This is a genomic window from Roseicyclus amphidinii, assembly GCF_030163755.1.
Taxonomy (GTDB): Bacteria; Pseudomonadota; Alphaproteobacteria; order Rhodobacterales; family Rhodobacteraceae; genus Roseicyclus; species Roseicyclus amphidinii.
Genome location: NZ_JASJOE010000009.1, coordinates 19,382 through 42,076, shown reverse-complemented (window position 1 = coordinate 42,076; position 22,695 = coordinate 19,382). Strand labels below are relative to the sequence as shown.

Sequence of the window (22,695 nt, the reverse complement as noted above, 5' to 3'; positions counted from 1 at the left end):
GGAAAACGCTTCAAAGTGAACGCGGGAGGCAACCACCCGCGCGCGTAACGAGCAGCATAAGGGGTACCGTTCCGTGGAACTGAACCGCAGGCCCGTGGCCTCCCTCTGGATTGGCGAAAAGCTCCAGTATCTCAACCAGTTATGCCTCGTCTCGCATCTGCGCCACGGCCATCCCGTGACGCTCTATTGCACCGATACGGTCACCAATGTCCCCCCCGGCGTCGAGGTGCGGAAGGCCTCCGAGATCATGGACATTCCCATGGACATCGTCGCCGAAACCTCCGCCTCCTTCCTGTCAAATGTCTTTAGATACAAGATGATACGCGCCACCGGCGCGATCTGGATCGACTGCGACGCCTTCTGCCACCGCCCCTTCCCCGACGACTGGACCTACATCTTCGCCGGCCACGGCATGCGCGGCGCGCTCAACTGCGGCGTCGTGGGCCTGCCGCAGCATTGCGAGCTGATGGACCAACTCCTTGATTACTATGACAATCTCCCCGAGGTTCCGCCCTGGTGGAACAAGAACCAGCGCAAGAAGATCACCCGCCTGAAGGACGACATTCCCCACGCGGTGAAGATCTACAAGACCGAGCGCACCGCCTTCGGCCCGCAGGCTTTCACGTATTTCGCCCAGAAAACAGGGGATTACGACAAGGCCATGACCCCCGACGTCCTCTACCCCGTGCCCTTCCAGCTCAACGACATCTTCTACGACCCCCACGGCCGCGTCGAAGGCTGGTTCACCGACGCCACCGTCTCGGTCCATCTCTACACCAACGGCACAAAACCGTGGTGGCGCAAGAACATACCGCTCGAAAACTCCTACGCCTGGCGCATGTGCCAGGAGGTCGGCATCGACCCGGCCCAGGCGCTGGAAGACTGAGGGGGCGCGCCATGGCCTCCCCCTCGCTCACCCTGTTCTTCGTGGTCGAACCGCCGGGCTACCAGTATCTCGCCTGCTACCTCGCCGCCTCGATCCGCCAGCACCTCGACCCCGCGATCGAGCTGGTCGGCTACTGCCCCGCCCACCGCATGGGAGAGGTCGACCCCGCCGCGGTCGAGACGCTCCGCCGGATGCGCTGCGAGGTCAGGCCGATGGAGACGCAGGGCGTCTTCGATCCGGAATATCCCCATGGAAACAAGATCATCGCCTGCCTTCAGCCGCGCGAAACCGGCTGGTCGGGCTTCATGGACAGCGACATCCTGGTGATGGCCGCACATGACATCGGGCGGCTGATGAAGCCCGGCCATGTCACCTGCTCGCCCGCCGCCTCGATCCACTGGAAACCGGACGACCTGTGGGAAACGGTCTACGGCACCTTCGGCATGCCCGTCCCCGGGGAACGGATCCGGCTGATGCGCGACCGCAGGCGGCCCATGGTGCCCTATTTCTCCTCGGGGTTCGTGATCTTCCCCGAGGACCACCGCACCGCGCAGGGCCTGTCCTTTGCCGAGACCTGGATGGAGACCGCGCAGGCCATCGACAAGGTCGAGGCCCTGGCCCCGCACCGCCGCCCCTATCTCGACCAGATGACCCTGCCGGTGGCGATCCGGCGTGCCGGGCTGGCGTGGAACGAGCTGGAGGAGAACGACCATTTCATCCTCGGCGGCAAGCTGCGCGGCAAACCCTTTCCCGCCCACAAGCCGATCACCGCCGTGCATTACCGCAAGTGGGAGATCCTGAGCGAAGCGGGCCTTGCCGACCAGGGCTACGAGGGGCTGCGCGCCCAGGTCGGCGTGAAGCGCGTGCGGCGCATCTTCGACGAGCCGCTGCCCGAGGGCATCCCGCCGCTGACCGGGGCCGAGGGGGGCTGAGGGCATGGCGGGGGCGAACCAGGGCGCGACGGCGCGGCACCCGAAGGCCAAGGGGCACGGGACGGGCCGTGGGCAGGCCCTTGGGCCGCCGCAGACAGCCCGACGGCGGACACCCACCTCCGCGGTCCCCCGCTGACGAAAGGAGACCCGCCATGGGCATCAGCATCAACATCGCCCAGCAGCTCGCGCTGATCGCGCCGGTGGTCAAGGATTGCCGAAAGGGCATCATGCTGGGCCGCCAGAAGATGCATTTCACCCCGCCCGGCTGGACCGACCGGCTGATCAAGAAACTCGCCCGCATGGGCATCCCGGCGACGCCCCAGGACCTGTTCCAGGAAGACGGGTTCTGCGAGACCTACCTCAGGACGATCGGCTGGCCGAAGCTCGAAAGCCTCGACTTCTCGGATATCGAGGGGGCGGAATACGTGCATGACCTGTCCGAACCGGTGGGCGAGGATCTGACGGGCCGGTTCGACCTGATCTACGACGGCGGGACGACCGAGCATGTCTTCGACATCGCGCAGGCCTTCCGCAACGTGGACGCCATGCTGCAGGAGGGCGGGATATTCATCTCCTGCGTTGGCACGGACGGCTGGTTCGGCCATGGCTTCTACCAGGTCGGCCCGGATATCCCGTGGCGCTACTGGCATCATTCGCTGGGCTACGAGGTGCTGGGCTGCTGGACCATGTCGCGCAAGGGCACCGAACGGCCCCGCAAGATCCCCGATCCGACCAACAGCAACCGCGGCGCGGAACACCGCTACGAGGTGCCGCAGTTCCTGTTCTACGTGGTGCGCAAACTGCACCGCGAAGGGCCTCCGAAACCGGTCATCCAGAGCCATTACGTGAATTACTGATGCCCGCGGCAGCGCCCCGCGCCCCCCGCGTGTCCCTCCTGGGCATGATGAAGGACGAGGGGCCGCGCCTGCTGGAATGGCTGGCCCATCACCGGCTGATCGGAGCCACCGAAGTCTTCGTCTACAGCAACGATTGCCGCGACGGGACCGACGCGATGCTCGACCGGCTGGAGGCGATGGGGCTGGTCCGGCACCTGCGCAACACCGTGCCCGAGGGGCGCAAGCCGCAACCCCACGCGCTCTCGCTGGCCGAACGGCGGCCCGAGATCGCCGGGGCCGAATGGCTGCTGGTGCTCGACGCGGATGAATTCGTGCATGTGAAGACCGGCGACGGCAGCTTCGCCGCCTTGCTGGCGGCCTGCCCCGAGGGGACCGAGGGGGTTGCGCTCAGCTGGCGGATGATGGGCTCGAACGGGGTGGTGGACTGGTCGGACGCGCCGCTTCTGCCGCAGTTCACCCGCGGTGCCCCCGACGGGTTTCGGCGCGGCTGGGGCGTGAAGACGCTGTTCCGCCCCTTCCCGCAGCTCAAGCTGGGCATTCACCGCCCCTCGATGAAGGGCGCGAAACGCGACCCGGAACGGATGCAGGCCCAGCTGGCGCTGCGCTGGGTCAACGGGTCGGGGCAGCCGATGCCGCCCTCCTTCCTGCGCGACGGCTGGCGCGGGTCGGCCGTGACGGTGGGCCGCGCGTTGGCCGAGGTGGCGCATTTCGCCGTCCAGGGCCGCGAGGCCTACCTGTTGCGCGGGGACCGGGGCAACGTGAACCTGAAACGGGGCAAGTATGACGCGACCTATTTCGCGGTCTTCGACCGCAACGAGCTTGCGCTGCCCGGCCTGTCGGCGCGCTCGGACGCGGTTGCCGGGCTGGTCGGGGACTGGCTGCAGGACGCCGTCTTGAAGCGGCTGCTTCAGGGCAGCGTCGACTGGCACCGGGCGCGGCTGGCCGCGCTGCGCGACGCGCCGGGGTTCGGCGCGCGGATGGACGCGCTGGCCCGCGCGGCGGAAGTGCCGCTTGACGCGCTGGACCGGCTCCTGTTCGTGCAGCCGCTGGCCCCAGCGGGCAAGCGGATGGTCGCCGAGATGCAGGCCCGTGGCCTGCCCGATGCCGAGATCGCCGCCCATGTGGCGCGCTCGGTCGCCGCACTGGAGGCCGCGCGCGACGCGCGCGAGGCGGCCGAACTGCGCGCGATGGGGATCGTTCCGCGCCCCCTCTGAGCGGTGCGCCCAAGCCTTTTGCAAAAGGCTTGCAAGACCCTTGCAAGGGTCTTGGACAAGGCTTTTGCAAAAGCCTCGGAAGGCCCTTGCAAGGGCCTTGTCGCGCTCAGTTCGTCTTGTCGGGCGGCAGGATCGGCAGGGGCGCGATGGGCACGCCTTCCTCGATCAGCGCGCGCGCCTCGGCGGGGCTCGCCTCGCCATGGATCGGGCGCTCGTCCGCCTCGCCCAGGTGCATGGCGCGGGCTTCCTGCGCGAAGCGGCCGCCGACATAGGTCGAGCTCTTCTGCAGATGCTCGCGCAGGGCGCGCAGCATCTGTTCGGCCGGATGCGCGGGCGCGCTGAGCGGGCGGTCGGGCACGGCCGGTGCGGCGGGTGGCTCGGCCGGCGCGCTTTCGGCGACGGAGACGCGGGGCGCCATCAGCGCCTTGGTCACATCGGTGCCGCCGCAGATCGCGCAGCTGACCATGCCTCGGTCCGCCAGCGCCTCGTAGGCGTCGGCGGATTGGAACCAGCTGTCGAAGCCGTGGCCCTCGGCGCATTTGAGCGTGTATCGGATCATGTCAGTTGCAAGATATTCGGACCGCGGACGGGTTCAAGTCACGGCGTCAGCGCAGCCGGGCGGGGTCGAAGGTCGCAATGATCTGTTTCAGTTCCGGCTCGTCCACCCGCTGCGCGGCCTTCTTGCGGCTCAGCCACTTGCGCTTGCGGGCCCCGGCTTCGGGGAAGCTGTCGTCGAAATGGCTGACCTCGAGGCCGAAGACCACGACGATACAGGGCAGCGACAGCTCTTCGTCGAGCCACTTGGAGTAGGAGTAGAGCCCCAGCACCTCGTCGAAGACCCGACCGCGGATGCCGGCCTCTTCCCAGGCTTCCTCGGCGGCGGCCTCGGCGGGGCGCATGCCGTCCATCGGCCAGCCCTTGGGGATGATCCAGCGCCCCGTGTCGAGCGAGGAGATCAGCAGGACCTCGACCTCGCCCTTCTTCTTGACCCGGAAGGGCAGCGCGGCAAACTGCGTCCGCGTCTCGCGTTTCGCGGCGGAGGCGATGCGCAAAGGCGCCTGTATGGTGGTCTTGCGGGTCATGACGGCGGGGTATCGCATGTCGCACCCCCCGCTGCCAAGCCCGCTTGACCAAGGCACGCGCAGACATAGCTTTCGGTGCAACAGCGACCGCGAGGATACGACCGATGCACCGCCGCAGCCTGATCGCGGGGCTTGCCGCCCTGCCTGCCCTCACCGCCCTGCCCGCATGGGCGCAGGCGAGTTTCCGCTTCGACTCGATCGACGGCGGGCAGTATGACATGGCGGCGTGGCGCGGGCGGCCGGTGCTGGTGGTCAACACTGCCTCGCTCTGCGGCTACACCCCGCAATACGACGAGTTGCAGGTGCTGCACGAGGACTACGGGCCACGCGGGCTTGTCGTGCTGGCCGTCCCGTCCGACGATTTCCGGCAGGAGCTGGGCAGCGACGAGGACGTCGCCGAGTTCTGCGAGGTCAATTTCGGCCTGACCCTGCCGATGACGACGATCACCCCGGTCCGCGGCGCGGGCGCGCATCCCTTCTACCGCTGGCTGCGCGACACCTACGGGTTCGAGCCCGGCTGGAACTTCAACAAGGTGCTGCTCGACGGGCAGGGCCGCATGGTGCAGAGCTTCGGGTCGAACACGCGGCCCACGGGCGGGCGGATGCGGCGCGAGATCGAGGCGCTGCTCGGGGCGTGACGCGGCCCCTGTTTCTCGGATCGGAGATCTACCGCGGCTCCAGCTACGGGGCCTGGCACCCGTTGCGCGTGCCGCGCGTGTCGACCGTGATGGACCTTGCCCGCGCGATGGGATGGCTGGGACCGGAGCAATACCGCACCAGCCCGCGCGCCAAGCCGCACGCGCTGACGATCTGGCACACGCCTGACTATGTCGCGGCGCTCAGCCGCGCCGAGGCCGCGCAGGAGGTGAGCGACGAGACCCGCGCCCGCCACGCGCTCGGCACCGTGGCGAACCCGGTCTATCCCGAGATGTATCGCCGCCCCGCCACGGCGGCGGGGGCCTCGCTTCTGGCGGGCGAGTTGCTGGCGCAGGGCGGCGTGATCCACCATCCCGGTGGCGGCACGCATCACGGCTTTCCCGACCGGGCGGGCGGGTTCTGCTACCTCAACGATCCCGTGCTGGCGATGCTTTCGCTCCGGCGCGCAGGCGCGCGGCGCATCGCCTATGTCGACATCGACGCGCATCACTCCGACGGGGTGGAACACGCCTTTGCCGGCGATCCCGAGACGCTGCTGATCTCGGTCCACGAGGAGCGCCGCTGGCCCTTCACCGGCGCGCTTGAGGAGGATGGCGGCGGCAATTGCCTGAACCTGCCGGTGCCGCGCGGCTTCAACGACAGCGAGATGGCGGAGGTCTGCGCGCGGCTGATCCTGCCCGCCGTGGCGGGTTTCGCGCCCGATGCGATCGTGCTGCAATGCGGGGCGGACGCCGTGACCGAGGACCCGCTGTCGCGGCTTGCGCTGTCCAACAACGCCCATTGGGACGTGCTGCGCGGGCTGATGGCGCTGGGGTGCCCGCGCCTGCTGGTGCTGGGCGGGGGCGGCTACAACCCGTGGTCGGTGGGGCGGCTCTGGACCGGGGTCTGGGCCGTGCTGAACGGCCACGAGATCCCCGAGCGGCTGCCCGAGGGCGCCGAGGCCGTGCTGCGCGGTCTGAGTTGGGAGAACCCGCCAAGGCTGGGCCGCGCGCCCGCGGCGCATTGGTTCACCACGCTGCGCGACGCGCCCCGGCCCGGCCCGGTGCGGGCGGAGGTGACCGAACGGTTGGCGGTTCTGACAGCCAGGCCCGCAGCGCGCGGAGCGGTCCCCGAGTGAAAAACTCGGGATTGACGAATCCGAGTGTTTAAGTCAGGATTTAACCTGAGAGGCCGACAGGACCGCCACAACCCGGAGACATCGACCATGAGCTTTCATTCGGAACGGATCGACAGCCACGACCAGAGCCGCACGGCACCCCTGCATCACAGCCTGCCGGTCTATGACGCGCGACGGCTGACCGATGGGGCGGGCACCGCGATGATCGTGCTCGACGACAAGACCTACCAGCTGCGCATCACCCGGGCGGGCAAGCTGATCCTGACGAAGTAGGGGCGTCCCTGCGTCACGACGCGACGGCCAGGGCGCGCCCCGCACTTTGCCACAGGCACGGAGCTAAGACCCTCTCGACCCCGACCGTTTCAAAGGGGGACTCGAGAGGAGACCGTTGTGGAACGACCAGACTTCAAACCGGCGCGCCTGCCGTCGAACGAGGCAGGCCGCCTGTCCGCCGTGCATCGAAGCGGGCTGATGGACAGCAAGCACCTGTCCCGCTTCGACATCTACACCCGGCTGTTTCGTCATATCGCGGGGGTGCCGGTGTCCTATACCGGCCTGCTCGACGAAGCGCGGCAGTATTTCCTGTCGGAGAATTTCACCGGCTGCCTGACCGGCGCGACCGAGGTTGCTCGGCATGAAACCGTCTGCCAGCACGCGCTGCTGGACACTCGCCCCTTCATCGTGAACGACATGCGGGTTCATCCGACCTTCGAAGCGCATCCGCTTGTCACCGGCGACCCCCATTGGGTGTTCTGGGCCGGGTTCCCGCTGGTCACGCCGGAGGGCTACATCCTCGGCACGATCTGCGCGGTGGATTTCGTCCCGCGCGAGTTGAGCCCCGAACAGGTCGAGCTGCTGACCGGGGTGGCGGCCGATCTGGCCCTGTCGATCCAGCTGCAGACCGACCAGCAGGAGCGCGCGGCGCAGGACTGCGAGGCGATCCTCGCCGATCTGCAGGCGGCAGGCTTGGACGGGCTGGGCGCGGCGCGCGGCTTTCTGAACCTGTGCATGGGCCTGCCGGTCTCGGGGAGCCAGCGTGACGACCTGCTGGCCGCGGGGCTGGCGCAGGATGTCGAGGGCGCACTGAGCCTGACGGCGGCGGGTGCCACGCTCAAGACCGGGCGCGGGCTGGGCCCGGCCGAATACAAGGCAAAGGCCTCTCCGATGCGGGATGCTCAGCTGCTCGATGCGATGTTCGAGATGATGGACGAGGCGGAGTTCTGAGCATGTATTCCAAGATCTACACCCTGTGCTTCCAGTCTCTCGAGGCGGCCAAGATCGGTGTGTCGCACCTGTCGACGGAAATCGGCGGGGCGATTGCGGACGCCAATATCGCCAGCCTCAACATCCTTCTGCACAAGGAGGGGCGCGTGACCATGATCGTGCGCTTCGATGCGCTGGAGGACATGAACCGCTTTTCGCAAGCTCAGATCAGCGTGCTGGCCGGGCTGGAGAACGTGTTCAAGCTGCGCGAGATGACGCAGAACACGGCCATCTCGGTCTATCTCTTCGACCGCGAGGCGGCGACAGTGGTCTGACGCCGGTCAAGGCAGGGGCCAGACCTGACCCCGTCAGAAAGACGCAAAAAAAGCCCCGGACACAAGGTCCGGGGCTTTGTATTTTCGTTGAGCGGATCGACGGCTCAGCCGATCTTGGGCAGCAGCGTGTCGATGCTGGCTTTCGCGTCGCCGTAGAACATCCGCGTGTTCTCCTTGAAGAAGAGCGGGTTCTCGATGCCGGAATAGCCCGTGCCCTGCCCCCGCTTGGAGACGAAGACCTGCTTGGCCTTCCACACCTCGAGCACCGGCATGCCGGCGATGGGGCTGTTGGGGTCGTCCTGGGCGGCCGGGTTCACGATGTCGTTCGAGCCGATGACGATGACGACATCCGTATCCGGGAAGTCCTCGTTGATCTCGTCCATCTCGAGCACGATGTCGTAGGGCACCTTGGCCTCGGCCAGAAGCACGTTCATGTGCCCCGGCAGGCGGCCCGCGACGGGGTGGATGGCGAAACGCACCTCCTTGCCCGCCGCGCGCAGCTTGCGGGTCAGTTCGGCCACGCCCTGCTGCGCCTGTGCAACGGCCATGCCGTAGCCCGGAACGATGATGACGCTGTCGGCCTCGTTCAGCGCGGTGGCGACGCCGTCGGCGTCGATGGCGACCTGTTCGCCCTCGATCGCCTGCTGCTCGCCCGTGGCCCCGCCGAAGCCGCCGAGGATCACGCTGACGAAGCTGCGGTTCATCGCCTTGCACATGATATAGCTGAGGATCGCACCCGACGAGCCGACCAGCGCGCCCACCACGATCAGCAGGTCATTGCCGAGGCTGAAGCCGATGGCCGCCGCCGCCCAGCCCGAGTAGCTGTTCAGCATCGAGACCACGACGGGCATGTCCGCGCCGCCGATCCCCATGATCAGGTGGTAGCCGATGAAGAAGCCCAGCAGCGCCAGCAGCAGAAGTGCCCAGGTGCCCGCCCCGCCGAGATACATCGCCAGCAGGATGACCGAACCGGCGGCTGCGGCGGCGTTCAGCATGTGACCGCCGGGCAGCTGCTTGGCCGCCGTGTCGATCTTGAACGGCAGGAGCGACGAGTTGCCCGACAGCTTGCCATAGGCCACGACCGAGCCGGTGAAGGTCACGGCACCGATCCAGATGCCCAGCACCAGCTCGACCCGGAGGATGCCGATCTCGACACCGGTCTTCTTGCCGATCAGCTCACCGAAGTTCGACAGCGTGCCCAGTAGCGCATAGGCCGCATCGCTCAGCGGGCCTTCGGGCTGCGGGAAGGGCAGGCCGGCGGTGGCGAACTCGGCCGCGACGCGGCCGATCTCGACATGGGCGTTCACGCCGACGAAGACGGCAGCGAGACCGACGAGCGAGTGCATGATCGCCACAAGCTCGGGCATCTGCGTCATCTGCACCTTGGTGGCCAGCTGGTAGCCGACCGCCGCGCCGCCCGCGATCAGGATCAGCGACATGAGCCACAGGCCGGAACCCGGCCCGATCAGCGTGGCCACGACCGCGATGGCCATGCCCGCGATGCCATACCACACGGCGCGTTTCGCGCTTTCCTGCCCAGAAAGGCCACCCAGCGAGAGGATGAAGAGCACGCCCGCGACCGCGTAGGCCGCAATGGTGAATCCGAAATCCATTGTCTCTACCCCTGCCCGCTCAAGATTTCTGGAACATGGCGAGCATGCGCCGTGTCACGAGGAAGCCGCCGAAGATGTTCACGGCAGCCATGAAGATGCCGAGCGCGGCCAAGACCGTGATCAGCATCGAGCTCGAGCCGATCTGCATCAGCGCGCCCAGGATGATGATCGAGGAAATCGCGTTGGTGACGGCCATCAGCGGCGTGTGCAGCGAATGCGCCACGTTCCAGATCACCTGGAAGCCGATGAAGACCGAGAGCACGAAAACGATGAAATGCTGCATGAAGCTTGCGGGCGCGATGAGGCCCACGCCCAGCACCAGCGCACCGCCGACCGCAAGAAGCGTGACCTGGTTCTTGGTCTGCGCCTTGAAGGCGGCGACCTCGGCCGCGCGCTTTTCTTCCGGCGTCAGTTCCTTGGGCTTTTCCTTCTTCGGCGCGGCGGCGATGGCCGCGACCTTGGGCGGCGGCGGCGGATAGGTGATCTCGCCCGCGAAGACCGCGGTCGCGCCGCGGATCACGTCATCCTCCATGTTGTGATTGACCGCGCCGTCCTTTTCGGGCGTGAGGTCGGTCATCATGTGGCGGATGTTGGTGGCGTAAAGCGTCGAGGATTGCGCGGCCATGCGGCTGGGGAAATCGGTGTAGCCGATCACCACGACGCCGTTGTCCGAGACGATGCGCTCGTCCTTTTTCGTCAGCTCGCAGTTGCCGCCCCGCTCGGCGGCAAGGTCGACGATGACCGAACCGGGCTTCATCATCTCGACCATGTCGGCGGTCCAAAGCACCGGCGCATCCCGGCCCGGGATCAGCGCGGTGCAGATGACGATGTCGATCTCGGGCGCCATCTCGCGGAATTTCTCGAGCTGCTTTTCCCGGAACTCGGGGCTGGAGGGGGCCGCGTAGCCGCCGGTGGCGGAGCTGTCCTGCGTATCCTCGAAATCGAGGAAGACGAACTCGGCGCCCATCGATTCGATCTGCTCGGCCACTTCGGGCCGCACGTCGAAGGCGTAGGTGATCGCGCCCAGCGAGGTCGAGGTGCCGATCGCGGCAAGACCCGCGACGCCCGCGCCGATCACCAGCACCTTGGCCGGGGGCACCTTGCCCGCAGCGGTCACCTGGCCGGTGAAGAAGCGGCCGAAGTTGTTGCCCGCCTCGATCACGGCGCGGTAGCCCGCGATGTTCGCGGTGGAGGACAGCGCGTCCATCTTCTGCGCGCGGGAGATGCGCGGGACCATGTCCATGGCGATGACGTTGGTGCCTGCGGATTTCGCGGCATCCATCAGCTTCTCGTTCTGGCCGGGCCAGAAGAAGGAGATCAGAAGCTGCCCCTCGCGGAACTTCTTGGCCTCGGCGGTGGTCGGCGGCCGGACCTTGGTGACGATGTCGGCCTCTTTCCAGAGGGCGGCGGCGGTCTTGACGACCGAGACGCCCGCGGCCTCGTAGGCGGCATCGGTGAAGCCCGCGGCTTCGCCCGCGCCTGCCTCGATCACGCAGTCATAGCCAAGTTTCTGAAGCTGGAGCGCGCTGTCGGGCGTCATCGCCACCCGTGCTTCGCCCGGCTCGATCTCCTTCGGAGCCCCTATTTTCACTGTCATCCCCTCTTTGACATGGCCGTGTCTCGTCGCCCCATAGCAACACCCGCCGAGCTTAACAACGGGGGCATGCGCGACATTTTATTGCGCATACAATGGCATACCGTTTCCGATCCTTGCAGCCTTTCCGCCGCGTCAAGCCGCAGACCCTTTCGAAGCCGCCCGGATCGGGTAGAAGGTAAGGCCAGAGGAGGAAAAGACCATGGACCATGCAGGACGGCACGCGCTGGTCACCGGCGGAGGCACCGGGATCGGCCTGAGCATCGCGCGGGCGCTCGCTTCGGCGGGGGCGGAGGTGACGATCACCGGGCGGAACCTCGCGCGGTTGCAGCGCGTGGCAGAGGAGAACCCGCGGCTTCACCCCCTGCAGATGAACGTCGACGAGGAGGCCTCGGTCCGCGACGGGATCGCCGCGGCGGCGGAGGCGCGCGGACCCGTGGCCATCTGCGTGGCGAATGCCGGAATTGCCGAGGCCGCGCCGTTTCGCCAAGAGACGCTGGCGCATTGGCGTCAGATCATGGCGACAAACCTCGACGGGGTCTTCCTGACCTTCCAGGCGGCGCTGGCGACGCTGGGTCGGGAAGACTGGGGGCGCATGGTGGCGATCTCGTCCATCGCCGGGCTGGTCGGGTTGAAGAACGCCATCGCCTACACCGCCTCGAAACACGGGGTGATCGGCTTGGTCCATGGCCTGAGCGAGGAATACATGGGCGGGCGCGTCACCTTCAACGCGGTCTGCCCCGGCTATGTGGAAACCCCCATCGTCGAGCGCAACGCCGCCGAGATTGCCGCGCGGCAGGGCATCACCGAGGAAGAAGCGCGCGCCTACCTGGCACGGGGCAACCGGCACAAGACGCTTTTGCAGACCGATGAAGTGACGGGCGCGGTGATGTGGCTTTGCTCGGATGCTGCGCGCAGCGTGAACGGGCAATCGATCCAGATCGCGGGCGGGCAGGTGACGTGACGCGGGACAAGATGCTGCACTGCGGCGCGGATTTTCCTGACTTGTCGGGCACTTGGCCCGGCCCGTATGCCGTTGCATTCCGACAAACCCTGAATTTTATTGTATTTTTCCGGTTTACACCGGCCATACAAGGCGTATGTGGCGATGCAGGACCATGACGGAGCCGCCCTGATGCCGCTCGAAGATCACCCGCTGCGCTACCGGCTTGCCAACGAGCTGCACGCGCGCCCTTTCCCGAACCTTGCCGCGCCCGCGCAGGCGATCTTCGTCGCCATCAAGCAGCCCAAGGATGCGGCCAAGCGCGACCGGGGCCTTGATCGGGCGCATCTCATCGCGCTGCTCGACCGGTTCGGCGCGGATCACCCGGCCCCCGATGCCACGCATTTCTTCGGCGACCTCGGCAAGTTCCGACTGAAGTGGGAACAGCACACCGAGTTCGTGACCTACACGGCCTTTCTGCCCTCGAACGGCGAGCGGCCCTTCGACCCCGCCGCCTGGGAGGTCTTCCCGGAGGATTGGCTGGCGCAAGCACCCGGCGTGCGCATCACCTCGGCCCATCTGCGGATCGAGGTGGCCCCCGAAGACGACGAGATCATCGCCGAGAAGATCGGCGAGTGGCTGGTGCCCGAAAGCCTTGCGGTCAGCCATGTCCTCGACAAGACCGCCGTCGTCGCGGGGGATTTCCGGATCGACAGCCACGGGCACATGCGCTTTGCGGTGTTCTGCAAGTCCGACACCGGCAGCCGCCGGATCGGGCGGATCGTGCAACGCATCTTCGAGATCGAGACCTACAAGGCGATGTCGCTGCTGGGCCTGCCCACCTCGCGCGAGATCTCGACCCGGATGGGCGAGATGGACGAGGGGCTGGTGCGCCTGGTGGCCGACATGACCGGCGACCTGTCGAAGCCCGACGAGACGCTGGGCCAGCTACTGTCCATCGCGGCGGAGTTGGAGAAGCTGCAGGCCGAAAGCGCCTTTCGTTTCGGCGCGACAGGGGCCTACGAGGCGCTGGTGGGCCAGCGCATCGCGGTCCTGCGCGAAGAGCGGTTCCTGGGGCGCCAGACCTTCGGCGAGTTCATGATGCGCCGCTACGATCCCGCGATGCGCACCATCAAGGCGACCGAACGGCGGCTTCTGTCGATGACCGAGCGCGCGATCCGTGCGGGCGACCTGCTGCGCACGCGGGTGGACGTGGACCGCTCGGCGCAGAACCAGGAGCTGCTCGAGAGCATGGACCGCCGCGCCGACCTGCAGCTGCGCCTGCAGAAGACGGTCGAGGGGCTGTCGGTGGTGGCGATCAGCTATTACGCGGTGAACCTTGTGGTCTACCTGATCGGCCCGCTGGCCGAACCGCTGGGCGTGACCAAGACGGTGTTAACGGCGCTGGCCGTGGTGCCGGTGGTGATCGCCGTCTGGCTGACGGTTCATTCCATAAGGCGCTCCATGGAGAAGTGAGGCGGCGCAAAACTCTTGCAAGAGTTTTGCCGAGGGTCTTGCAAGACCCTCTTCCAGCCTTTTGCAAAAGGCTGGGCAGACCCTTGCAAGGGTCTGGTCAGCGCCCGGTCCTGAGCGCGCGGCGCATGATCTTGCCCGTCGCCGTCATCGGCAGGCTGTCGGCGCGCACCACCCGGCGCGGCACGCAATGGGCCGAGACCTTCTCGCGCACCAGCGCCTGCAGCGCCTCTTCCATCCCCGACCAGTCGGCCCCGTCGCGCAGGACGACATGGGCCACCACGATCTCGGTCCGGACCGGGTCGGGCTCGCCCACCACGGCAGCCATGACGACATCGGGGTGGCGCGCCAGCGCCTGTTCGATCTCGACCGGGCCGATACGGTAGCCGGCCGAGGTGATCACATCGTCATCGCGGGCGTGAAAGGTGATCTGCCCGCCCGCATCGCGGGTAGCGAGATCGCCGGTGCGCAGCCAGCCGTCCACGAGTTTCTTCGCCGTCGCCTCGGGCTTGTTCCAGTATTCGAGGAACATCACCGGGTCGGGCGCGAGGACGCAGACCTCGCCCACCTCGCCGGTTCCGACCTCGCCCTTTGCGTCGCGCAGGGTGACCTCATGGCCCGGCACGGGCAGGCCCATGGCCCCCGGCACCCGCTCCATCAGCCCGTCGCAGGCGGCGACCACGAGGTTCGCCTCGGTCTGGCCATAGAACTCGTTGATCGGGCACCCGAGCGTCTCGCGCCCCCAGTCGAGCAGGTTCGCGCCGAGCGCCTCGCCCCCCGAGCCGATGGCGCGCAGTCTCAGGCCCGCGGGTGGCACCGCCTGCCGCATCAGGCGCAGCGCGGTGGGCGGGATGAAGGCGTTGCTCACCCGCTCTTCGGCCATCAGGCGCAAGGCGGCCTCGGGGTCGAACCTGGCGAAACGGTGCGAGACCAGCGGCACGCCGTAATACAGGCAGGGGATCGCCATATCCATCAACCCGCCGATCCAGGCCCAGTCGGCGGGCGTCCAGCCCACGTCACCGGCTTGCGGAAAGAACCCCTGGCTCAGCTCCATGCAGGGCAGGTGCCCGAAGAGGAACCGGTGGGCGTGCAGCACGCCCTTGGGGTCGCCGGTGGTGCCGGAGGTGTAGATCATCACCGCCGGGTCCTCGGCGGCGGTGTCGGCGGAGGCCCGCAGCGGCGGGCCGGAGATGAGGTCGTCGAACCCGAGGACAGGCGCGCGCGCCGCCCCGGTGGTGATGATCGTGGAGAGCCCCGGCAGCTCGGGCGCCAGCGCCATGACGCGCGGCAGGGTAGCGGCGTCGGTGACGATGGCCGCGGCCCCGCTGTCGGACAGGCGGTAGCGCAGGGCGTCTTCCCCGAAAAGCGTGAAAAGCGGCAGCGACACCGCCCCGAGCTTCATCGCGGCGAAATGGGTGACGAGGACGGCGGGGTGCTGCGCCAGCAGGACGGCCACCCGGTCGCCACGCGCGACACCGCGGGCGGCCAGCGCGCCCGCCAGCGCGTCCGAGGCGCGCTTGAGCTGGCCATAGGTCCAGGTCTCGCGCCGTCCGTCGGCGTGGCGGTGGATCACCGCAACGCGGTCGGGCGCCACGGCGGCCCAGTCCTCGCAACAGGCCTGCGCGATGTTGAACCGGCGCGGAATGTCCCAGCGAAAGCCCGTGCGCAGCGCCTCCCACCCGGCGCGCTGCGTGAACAGCCGCCGGTCGGGCATGTCAGGCATCGGAGATGACGGTGAGGGTCGGCAACGCGGTCAGGGTGAGGCCAAGCGCCTGGTAGCCCGCCAGGGACAGCCGCGAACCCGAGCCCTGCTCGCCCCCCGAGGGGCGCAGCGTGACCACGATCGTGCGCCCGTCCTCGGCCACGACGCGGCCCGGCCCCTCTTCGGTGACCAGCGGCGTCTCGAGCCAGAGGCCCGGCTGGGTGGCATCGCCCAGGCTTGTGACGGAAAACCCGACGAATTGCCCCTCCCCTGTCGGGGCGGCCGGGGCCGCGGGCACAAGGGCAGCGGTCGCCGCGGCATCCACATCGGTGGGACCGCCGACGGGCGGTGTCTCGATCACCACGGGGTCCGGCGCGTCGCGCCCCCCGAAGAGGCCGCCGCCGAAAAGGCCGTTGCCGAAAAGACCGCCGCCGCCGCCGAACCCACCGGAACAGGCAGAAAGGGACAGCAGGCCAAGAGCAAGGATTGCGCGTTTCATGAGGCGCACCCTAGGGCCATTCGCAGGCCGCTTCAACAGCGCGGACGCAGATGCTTGCCGCCGCGCGATGTCGCGCTTACGTTGCCCGCATGGACAGCACAGCCCCCCTCATCGACCCGTTTCAGCGCGCGATCAGCTACCTGCGCGTCTCGGTCACCGACCGTTGCGATTTCCGTTGCGTCTATTGCATGGCCGAGAACATGACCTTCCTTCCCAAGAAGGAGCTTCTGACGCTCGAGGAGCTGGACCGGATGTGTTCCACCTTCGTCCGTCTGGGCGTGGAGAAGCTGCGCATCACCGGCGGCGAGCCGCTGGTGCGGCGGGACATCATGACCTTCTTCCGCGGCATGACCCGGCATCTGGAGGCCGGCACGCTCAAGGAACTGACGCTGACGACGAACGGCAGCCAGCTCAAGCGCTTCGCAGGCGAGCTTTACGACGCGGGCGTGCGGCGGGTGAACGTGTCGCTCGACACGCTCGACGAAAAGAAATTCGCAGACATCACGCGCTGGGGCCGCCTTCCGCAGGTGCTCGACGGGATCGACGCGGCGCAGGCCGCGGGGCTGCGGGTCAAGATCAACGCGGTGGCGCTCAAGGGCTTCAACGAGGACGAGCTGTTCGACCTGCAGGCCTGGTGCGCCGACCGCGACATGGACCTGACCTTCATCGAGGTCATGCCGATGGGCGATCTCGGCAACGAGAACCGGCTGGACCAGTACTGGTCGCTGAAAGACCTGCGCGCGCGGCTGGGCGAGCGGTTCACGCTGGTGGACCTCGCCGAACGCAGCGGCGGGCCTGCGCGTTACGTGCGGCTCGAGGAGACGGGGCAGAAGATCGGCTTCATCACGCCGCTCACGCACAACTTCTGTGAAAGCTGCAACCGCGTGCGGCTGACCTGCACGGGCGAGCTTTACATGTGCCTCGGGCAGGAGGACATGGCCGACCTGCGCGCGCCCTTGCGGGCCTCAAGCGATGATGCGCTGCTCGAAGACGCGATCCGCGCCGCCATCCTGCGCAAGCCCAAGGGGCATGATTTCGACTATTCCCGCCAATCCGTCGCAGGTCAGGTCAGCCGCCACATGAGCCACACCGGTGGGTGATGTCGCCCCCGGACGGTTGCGGCCTGCCCTGACGCTGGCGACAGCCGGGGCGGTCAGCCTGTTCGCCGTCCTGCTGGCCCACGAGTTCCTCGCGTTCGGCACCCAGCCCAACGACCTGATCGCGCCCGCGGGCGCGGTCTGCGTGGCACCGCCCTGCCTGACCACGGCGACGGTGGTGACGGGCCTTGTGGCCAAGGCCATCGGCGCGGGCGTCGTCTTTGCGATCATCGGGGCGGTCTGGACGGCGGGCCGGGCGCGCTGGCTGATCGCGGGCGGGTTCTTCGCGCTGCAATACCTGTGGTCGCTCGTGGGCATCGCTTCGGGCTACCGGGGGCATTTCGGCACCGCATGGGCGTGGTGGGAACCCTTCGCGGACCTGCTCTGGCACCCGGTCACCACACCCGCGCTGCTCATGGCGGGGCTGGCGGGCTGCCTCGGGCTTGACCGGCTGGTCAGGCCTTGGCGCATGGCCGGGGTGTGACGCTCAGGGCGCGGCGCGGGCCGTGAGGGCGGGGCCGGTCGGGCCGATCAGGACCAGCGCGCCAGTGTCGTCGATGTCGAAGGCATGGACCCCGGCCAATGCGTCGAAAAGCCGGCGCTCCTGCGCCATGACCGCCTCGGGGCAGGCCATCATGGTGGTCACCACCGCGCCGAACGCCAGACCCTCGCCGGTCATCTCCACGGCCCCGTTGAACCCGTTGCACGATCCGTTGCCGAAGACCCGCCCCGCGGCGTCGAAGCCGAGCGTGGCCTGCGCCGCCTCGATGACGCCCGCGCCGCCGATCTCCTCGACCACCCATGTCCGGCCCGTCAGCAGCGCCCAGGGGTCGCCGCCGCATCCGGTCAGCGTTTCATCGCCCATCGAGAGTGCCACGGTCTCGGGGTGCGGCAGGCCGCTCATGGTGTCGCGGCAGACCTCGGCCCCGCGTTCGAGGACGACATGCAGCGCGCGGGTGGGGTCGCTGGCGGTGACGATGATGTCACCGCTGGCCGACAGGTCGCTGTCGGTCACCTGAAGCGAGACCTCCTCGAACCCCGCGCGGGCGAGCGACAGGCTGCCCCGCGCGACCGTGACCGACCAGAACGGCTCGTTCCCCCCTGCCCGGAATTCCCCCTCGGGGAGCGGCAGGGCCGCGCGGCACTCGCTCGGGCCCGCGCCCGCGATGGACACCAACGCGCGGTCGCCCCGCAACCAGACCCAGGTCGCCGGATCTTCGGCCGCCGCGAAGCGCGCGCCCGAGGCGGCCGGGGCGGGCTGCAACACGATCCGCGCGCCGTCGCGGCCCAGCACCGCGGCCTCGCCTGCGAAACCGAGGCGGTAAGGCCCGTCCGTGCAGCGCAGCGCCGAGGTGAAGCCGACGGGCTGGAACCGCGGCAGGACCAACGCGCCGGGCTTTGCGGTGTCGCCCGCGCCCTGAACCGGCACCGGCACCGGCACCGGTTCGGAGAGCCACAGGACTTGCCCGTCGATGGCAAGGCCCGCGCGCAGGGTGGTGTCGGTGCCGGAGGGTATCCCGAGCGTGAAGGGGATCGGCACCTGCCGCCCTTCGGTCGGGATGCGCGCCTCGGCCAGAAGGGTGCCGTCCGGGCCGGTCGCCTCGAGCAGCAGGACCGCCTCGGGCGGAAGGGCCATCCGGTCGAGATAGGTCGCGCTGCCGGTCAGGCTGCGCATCTCCTGCGCGGTGGCGGTGCCGACCAATGCAAGAGCTGCAGTCAAGCCTGCGGCAAGGGCAAGGCGGACGGGACGGGGGGCGGGCATGGCGCGGCTCCGGCTGGGTGACGTGCCCGAGATAAGCGCGCCGGGGCCGACATGGAACAGGCGAGGTGCCGCGCCCGAGGGAGCGCGGCACCCCGAAGGCGCGGCTCAGGCCGCGGGCAGGCGACGCTCCACGATCTCGGCCCACCAGCTGCAGCCCGCCGGAATGGCCTCGTCGTTGAAGTTGTATTTCGGGTGATGGACATGCGCCGTGTCGCCGTTGCCGACAAGGATATAGGCCCCCGGCCGCGCGTTCGACATGAAGGCGAAATCCTCGCCCCCCATCACCAGCGGTGCCTCGGCACAGTCGCCCGAGACGGCGCGGGCGACCTCGGCGGCGAACTCGGTCTGTTCGTCCGAGTTCACCATCACCGGGTAATTCCGCGTGTAATCGAGCGTCGCGGAGCCGCCGAACATCGTGGCGGTGCCTTCGACGATGGCGGTCATGCGCTCTTCGGCCAGGTCGCGGATCTCGGGGTCGAGCGTGCGCACGGTGCCCTTGAGCGTCACCCTGTCGGGGATGACGTTGAACGCCGTGGACGAGGTCTCGAAACTGGTGACCGAAACGACGATGGATTTCACCGGGTCGGCGTTGCGGCTGGCGATGGTCTGCAGCGCCAGCACCATGTGGCTGGCCAGAACGGTGCTGTCCACCGTCTCGTGCGGCTTGGCGGCATGGCCGCCGCGGCCGAACACCTTGATCTCGAATATGTCCGTCGCGGCGAAGAACGGGCCCGAGCGGATGGCGAAACTTCCGGTCGGCACGCCGGGCCAGTTGTGCATCCCGTAGACCTCTTCGATGTTCCAGCGCTCCATCATGCCGTCGTCGACCATCTCCTTGCCGCCGCCGCCGCCCTCTTCGGCAGGCTGGAAGATGACCGCCACGGTCCCGTCGAAATTGCGCGTCTCGGCCAGATACTTGGCCGCACCCAGCAGCATGGCGGTGTGCCCGTCATGGCCGCAGGCGTGCATCGCGCCGGGGGTCTTGGAGGCGTAGTCGACGCCCGTTTCCTCGTGGATCGGCAGCGCATCCATGTCGGCGCGCAGCCCGATGGTGCGGCCCGACGCGTTCGACTTGCCCTTGATGATGCCCACGACACCGGTGCGCCCGATGCCGGTGACGATCTCGTCGCAGCCGAATTCACGCAGCTTCTCGGCCACCAGCGCAGAGGTGCGGTGGGTGTCGAACAGGATCTCGGGGTTCGCGTGGATGTCGCGCCGCCACTCGGTGATCTCGGGCAGCAGTTCGGCGAAGCGGTTCTTGACGGGCATGTCTATCGGTCTCCTGTGTGCTCGCACCGCCCTGAGGCGGCGCGCGGTCTGGTTTGCTCACACCGCCTTCAGGCGGCGTGCCGCTCTTGATTGCTCACACCGCCTGAAGGCGGCGTTCGACGATCTCGGCGAAGAAGCTCATGCCATAGGGCATGGCCTCGTCGTCGAAGACGTATTTCGGGTGGTGGCACATGGCGCTGTCGCCATTGCCGAGGAAGACATAGGCGCCGGGGCGTTCCTCCAGCATGTAGCTGAAATCCTCGGACGGCATGATCGGGTCGACATCGTCATCGACCGCGTTGGCCACCGCGCGGGCGGCCGCGACGGCATGGGCCGCGCCCTCGGCGTCGTTGATCGTCACCGGGTAGCCCGGATGCCAGATCACCTGTGCCTCTGCGCCATAGGCCGCCGCCGTATGGGTGGCGACCTCGCGGATGCGCCCCTCCATGATGGCGCGATATTCGGGGTCGAGCGTGCGCACCGTCCCCTCCATCCGAGCGACATCGGGGATGATGTTGGAGGCGTTGGAATCCGTCTTGAACGTGCCCACGGTCAGCACCACCCGGCGCAACGCATCGACGTTGCGCGACACGATGGAATGCAGCGCGATCACGATATGGGCGGCGACCAGCGTGGTATCGACCGCCTTGTGCGGCTCGGCGGCATGGCCGCCCTTGCCCTGCACGACGATCTCGAACTCGTCCGAGCTGGCCTGAAGCGGCCCCGGCCGCGTGACGATGGTGCCCACTGGGATGCCCGGCGCGTTGTGGATGCCGTAGACCTCGTCCACCTGCCAGCGGGTGAAGAGCCCGTCGTCGATCATCGCCTTGGCCCCCGCCCCGCCTTCCTCGGCGGGCTGGAAGATCAGGACGACCGTGCCGTCGAAATTCCGCGTCTCGGCGAGGTATTTGGCCGCCCCCAGCAGCATCGAGGTATGCCCGTCATGCCCGCAGGCATGCATCTTGCCGGGCACGGTCGAGGCATAGTCGAGCCCGGTCTCCTCATGGATCGGCAGCGCGTCCATGTCGGCGCGCAGGCCGATGGCGCGGCCCGGCCCGCGGCCCCGGATGATGCCGACGACACCGGTTTGACCCACGCCCTCGGTCACCTCGTCCACGCCGAACTCGCGCAGCTTTTCGGCGACGAAGGCCGCGGTTTCATGCACTTCGTAGAGCAATTCGGGGGTCTGGTGCAGGTGGCGACGCCAGCCCGTGACCTCGGGCAGCATCTCGGCGAAGCGGTTCCGGATCGGCATGGTCGTCTCCCTTCAATAAGCCCCCGCGCCCCTCAGGCGGCGGGCATGCGTCGTTCCACGAGTTCGGCGAAGAAGCTGCATCCGTAGGGGATGGCCTCGTCGTTGAAATCGTATTCGGGGTGGTGGACACCGGCGGTATCGCCGTTGCCGACATTGATGAAGGCACCGGGCCGCGCGTTGAGCATGTAGGCGAAATCCTCACCCCCCATGCGCGGCGGGCGGCCCCAGCGGACGCGATCCTCGCCCGCCACGGCGCGGGCGATCTCGGCGGCGATCCCGGCATTCTCGTCGTGGTTCACCACGACCGGGTAGCCGCGTTCATAGCGCAGGCGCGCCTCGCAGCCATAGGCCTCGGCGGTGGAGCGGATGAGCTGGCAGACGCGGGTTTCCGCGATGTCGCGGACATGCTCGTCCAGCGTGCGGACGGTGCCGCGGATCAGAACCTCGGAGGGGATGACGTTGAACGCCTCGGACGAGGTCTTCACCGTGCAGACGGAGACCACGATCTCCTTGATCGGATCGACGTTGCGGGCCGCCACGGTCTGCAGCGCCATGACCACGTTGCAGGCGGCGGGCGTGGGGTCGATGCACATGTGCGGCCGCGCGGCATGGCCGCCCTTGCCGACGATGGAGACCTCGAATTCATCGGCGGCCGCCATGATCGGGCCGGGCGAGACGCCGAACTCGCCCACCGGCAGGCCGGGCTCGTTGTGCATGCCGTAGACCTCGCAGATGCCGAAGCGCTCCATCATGCCGTCGCGCACCATCAGGTCGCCGCCGCCGCCGCCCTCTTCCGCGGGCTGGAAGATCAGCGCGACGGTGCCGTCGAAATTCCGCGTCTCGGCCAAGTACTTGGCCGCCCCCAGCAACATGGCGGTGTGCCCGTCATGGCCGCAGGCATGCATCTTGTTCGGCGTCTGCGACGCATGGGGAAGCCCGGTGTGTTCCTGCATCGGCAGCGCGTCCATGTCGGCGCGCAGGCCCACGCAATAGCCGCGGCTGTCGGTCTTGCCGCGGATCAGCGCGACGATGCCAGAGCGCCCGATCCCGGTGTGGATCTCGTCCACGCCGAAGGCGCGCAGCTTGGCCTCGACCAGCGCGGTGGTCTTGGGCAGGTCGAAAAGAAGCTCGGGGTTGGCGTGGATCTCGCGCCGCCACTCGGCGATCTCGGGCATCAGTTCCGCAAGACGGTTCTTGATCGGCAT

23 protein-coding genes are annotated in these 22,695 nt (G+C 68.1%); 13 read left to right on the top strand and 10 right to left on the bottom strand.

The window, feature by feature from the left end; genetic code table 11:
• Window positions 1–73: 73 nt before the first annotated feature.
• The 4 genes from QQK83_RS04880 to QQK83_RS04865 all read left to right on the top strand — a co-directional run bounded on the left by QQK83_RS04880 (window position 74) and on the right by QQK83_RS04865 (window position 3,889).
• The gene (locus QQK83_RS04880) at window positions 74–886 is read left to right on the top strand and encodes a hypothetical protein (RefSeq protein ID WP_284262239.1); all 813 of its coding nucleotides are present in this window, start codon (window positions 74–76) and stop codon (window positions 884–886) included.
• An 11-nt stretch (window positions 887–897) separates the two neighbouring features.
• A complete protein-coding gene (locus QQK83_RS04875; RefSeq protein WP_284262237.1) occupies window positions 898–1,818 on the top strand; it encodes a hypothetical protein in 921 nt (306 codons plus the stop codon).
• A 152-nt stretch (window positions 1,819–1,970) separates the two neighbouring features.
• Complete coding sequence (locus QQK83_RS04870; RefSeq protein WP_284262234.1) at window positions 1,971–2,675, top strand: class I SAM-dependent methyltransferase; 705 nt, start codon at window positions 1,971–1,973, stop codon at window positions 2,673–2,675.
• A gap of 29 nt (window positions 2,676–2,704) precedes the next feature.
• On the top strand, window positions 2,705–3,889 hold the full coding sequence (locus QQK83_RS04865) for a glycosyltransferase family 2 protein (RefSeq protein ID WP_284262232.1): 1,185 nt from the start codon (window positions 2,705–2,707) through the stop codon (window positions 3,887–3,889).
• Window positions 3,890–3,995: 106 nt separating this feature from the next.
• On the opposite strand, the gene QQK83_RS04860 is transcribed toward QQK83_RS04865, so the two are convergent.
• Both QQK83_RS04860 and QQK83_RS04855 read right to left on the bottom strand, forming a co-directional pair.
• Window positions 3,996–4,448 carry a DUF1178 family protein gene (locus tag QQK83_RS04860; protein ID WP_284262230.1) on the bottom strand — a complete coding sequence of 151 codons (453 nt, stop codon included), beginning with the start codon at window positions 4,446–4,448 and terminating at the stop codon, window positions 3,996–3,998.
• 46 nt (window positions 4,449–4,494) lie between these two features.
• Window positions 4,495–4,971 carry an NUDIX hydrolase gene (locus QQK83_RS04855; RefSeq protein WP_284262228.1) on the bottom strand — a complete coding sequence of 159 codons (477 nt, stop codon included), beginning with the start codon at window positions 4,969–4,971 and terminating at the stop codon, window positions 4,495–4,497.
• A gap of 104 nt (window positions 4,972–5,075) precedes the next feature.
• Here QQK83_RS04855 and QQK83_RS04850 point away from each other — a divergent pair, with 104 nt between their 5' ends.
• The 5 genes from QQK83_RS04850 (at window position 5,076) to QQK83_RS04830 (ending at window position 8,283) form a co-directional block, all read left to right on the top strand.
• Complete coding sequence (locus tag QQK83_RS04850; protein ID WP_284262226.1) at window positions 5,076–5,609, top strand: glutathione peroxidase; 534 nt, start codon at window positions 5,076–5,078, stop codon at window positions 5,607–5,609.
• Window positions 5,606–6,745 (top strand): arginase family protein, encoded by a 1,140-nt coding sequence (locus QQK83_RS04845; RefSeq protein WP_284262224.1) that lies wholly within the window; start codon window positions 5,606–5,608, stop codon window positions 6,743–6,745. The genes QQK83_RS04850 and QQK83_RS04845 overlap by 4 nt, the downstream gene beginning before the upstream one ends.
• Before the next feature lie 87 nt (window positions 6,746–6,832).
• Window positions 6,833–7,018 carry a hemin uptake protein HemP gene (gene hemP / locus QQK83_RS04840; RefSeq protein ID WP_284262223.1) on the top strand — a complete coding sequence of 62 codons (186 nt, stop codon included), beginning with the start codon at window positions 6,833–6,835 and terminating at the stop codon, window positions 7,016–7,018.
• Window positions 7,019–7,135: 117 nt separating this feature from the next.
• The gene (locus QQK83_RS04835; protein WP_284262221.1) at window positions 7,136–7,969 is read left to right on the top strand and encodes a GAF domain-containing protein; all 834 of its coding nucleotides are present in this window, start codon (window positions 7,136–7,138) and stop codon (window positions 7,967–7,969) included.
• A gap of 2 nt (window positions 7,970–7,971) precedes the next feature.
• Window positions 7,972–8,283: a hypothetical protein gene (locus QQK83_RS04830; RefSeq protein ID WP_284262219.1), complete on the top strand. Its 312-nt coding sequence runs from the start codon at window positions 7,972–7,974 to the stop codon at window positions 8,281–8,283.
• Window positions 8,284–8,387: 104 nt separating this feature from the next.
• Here QQK83_RS04830 and QQK83_RS04825 read toward each other — a convergent pair whose 3' ends face one another.
• Window positions 8,388–9,896, bottom strand: a complete 1,509-nt coding sequence (locus QQK83_RS04825; RefSeq protein ID WP_284262217.1) for an NAD(P)(+) transhydrogenase (Re/Si-specific) subunit beta — start codon at window positions 9,894–9,896, stop codon at window positions 8,388–8,390.
• A 19-nt stretch (window positions 9,897–9,915) separates the two neighbouring features.
• On the bottom strand, window positions 9,916–11,487 hold the full coding sequence (locus QQK83_RS04820; protein ID WP_284262316.1) for a Re/Si-specific NAD(P)(+) transhydrogenase subunit alpha: 1,572 nt from the start codon (window positions 11,485–11,487) through the stop codon (window positions 9,916–9,918).
• Window positions 11,488–11,692: 205 nt separating this feature from the next.
• On the opposite strand from QQK83_RS04820, the gene QQK83_RS04815 reads away from it, so the two are divergent.
• Window positions 11,693–12,454 (top strand): SDR family NAD(P)-dependent oxidoreductase, encoded by a 762-nt coding sequence (locus QQK83_RS04815; RefSeq protein WP_284262214.1) that lies wholly within the window; start codon window positions 11,693–11,695, stop codon window positions 12,452–12,454.
• A 144-nt stretch (window positions 12,455–12,598) separates the two neighbouring features.
• The gene (locus QQK83_RS04810) at window positions 12,599–13,909 is read left to right on the top strand and encodes a DUF3422 family protein (RefSeq protein WP_284262212.1); all 1,311 of its coding nucleotides are present in this window, start codon (window positions 12,599–12,601) and stop codon (window positions 13,907–13,909) included.
• Window positions 13,910–14,006: 97 nt separating this feature from the next.
• On the opposite strand, the gene QQK83_RS04805 is transcribed toward QQK83_RS04810, so the two are convergent.
• Together QQK83_RS04805 and QQK83_RS04800 are read right to left on the bottom strand one after the other, a co-directional pair.
• A complete protein-coding gene (locus QQK83_RS04805; RefSeq protein WP_284262210.1) occupies window positions 14,007–15,629 on the bottom strand; it encodes an AMP-binding protein in 1,623 nt (540 codons plus the stop codon).
• The gene (locus QQK83_RS04800; RefSeq protein ID WP_284262208.1) at window positions 15,622–16,107 is read right to left on the bottom strand and encodes a hypothetical protein; all 486 of its coding nucleotides are present in this window, start codon (window positions 16,105–16,107) and stop codon (window positions 15,622–15,624) included. Before QQK83_RS04800 ends, QQK83_RS04805 begins: the two co-directional genes overlap by 8 nt.
• Before the next feature lie 89 nt (window positions 16,108–16,196).
• Between QQK83_RS04800 and moaA the strand changes: the two genes are divergently transcribed.
• The gene (gene moaA, locus QQK83_RS04795; RefSeq protein ID WP_284262206.1) at window positions 16,197–17,207 is read left to right on the top strand and encodes a GTP 3',8-cyclase MoaA; all 1,011 of its coding nucleotides are present in this window, start codon (window positions 16,197–16,199) and stop codon (window positions 17,205–17,207) included.
• Window positions 17,200–17,688: a hypothetical protein gene (locus tag QQK83_RS04790; protein WP_284262204.1), complete on the top strand. Its 489-nt coding sequence runs from the start codon at window positions 17,200–17,202 to the stop codon at window positions 17,686–17,688. Before moaA ends, QQK83_RS04790 begins: the two co-directional genes overlap by 8 nt.
• A 3-nt stretch (window positions 17,689–17,691) precedes the next feature.
• Here the strand turns inward: QQK83_RS04790 and QQK83_RS04785 are convergent, their stop codons facing one another.
• The 4 genes from QQK83_RS04785 to QQK83_RS04770 form a co-directional block, all read right to left on the bottom strand.
• Window positions 17,692–18,924 (bottom strand): META domain-containing protein, encoded by a 1,233-nt coding sequence (locus QQK83_RS04785; protein WP_284262202.1) that lies wholly within the window; start codon window positions 18,922–18,924, stop codon window positions 17,692–17,694.
• A gap of 147 nt (window positions 18,925–19,071) precedes the next feature.
• Window positions 19,072–20,235 (bottom strand): M20 aminoacylase family protein, encoded by a 1,164-nt coding sequence (locus tag QQK83_RS04780; RefSeq protein ID WP_284262200.1) that lies wholly within the window; start codon window positions 20,233–20,235, stop codon window positions 19,072–19,074.
• A gap of 94 nt (window positions 20,236–20,329) precedes the next feature.
• On the bottom strand, window positions 20,330–21,490 hold the full coding sequence (locus QQK83_RS04775; RefSeq protein WP_284262198.1) for a M20 aminoacylase family protein: 1,161 nt from the start codon (window positions 21,488–21,490) through the stop codon (window positions 20,330–20,332).
• Window positions 21,491–21,522: 32 nt separating this feature from the next.
• On the bottom strand, window positions 21,523–22,695 hold the full coding sequence (locus tag QQK83_RS04770; RefSeq protein ID WP_284262196.1) for a M20 aminoacylase family protein: 1,173 nt from the start codon (window positions 22,693–22,695) through the stop codon (window positions 21,523–21,525).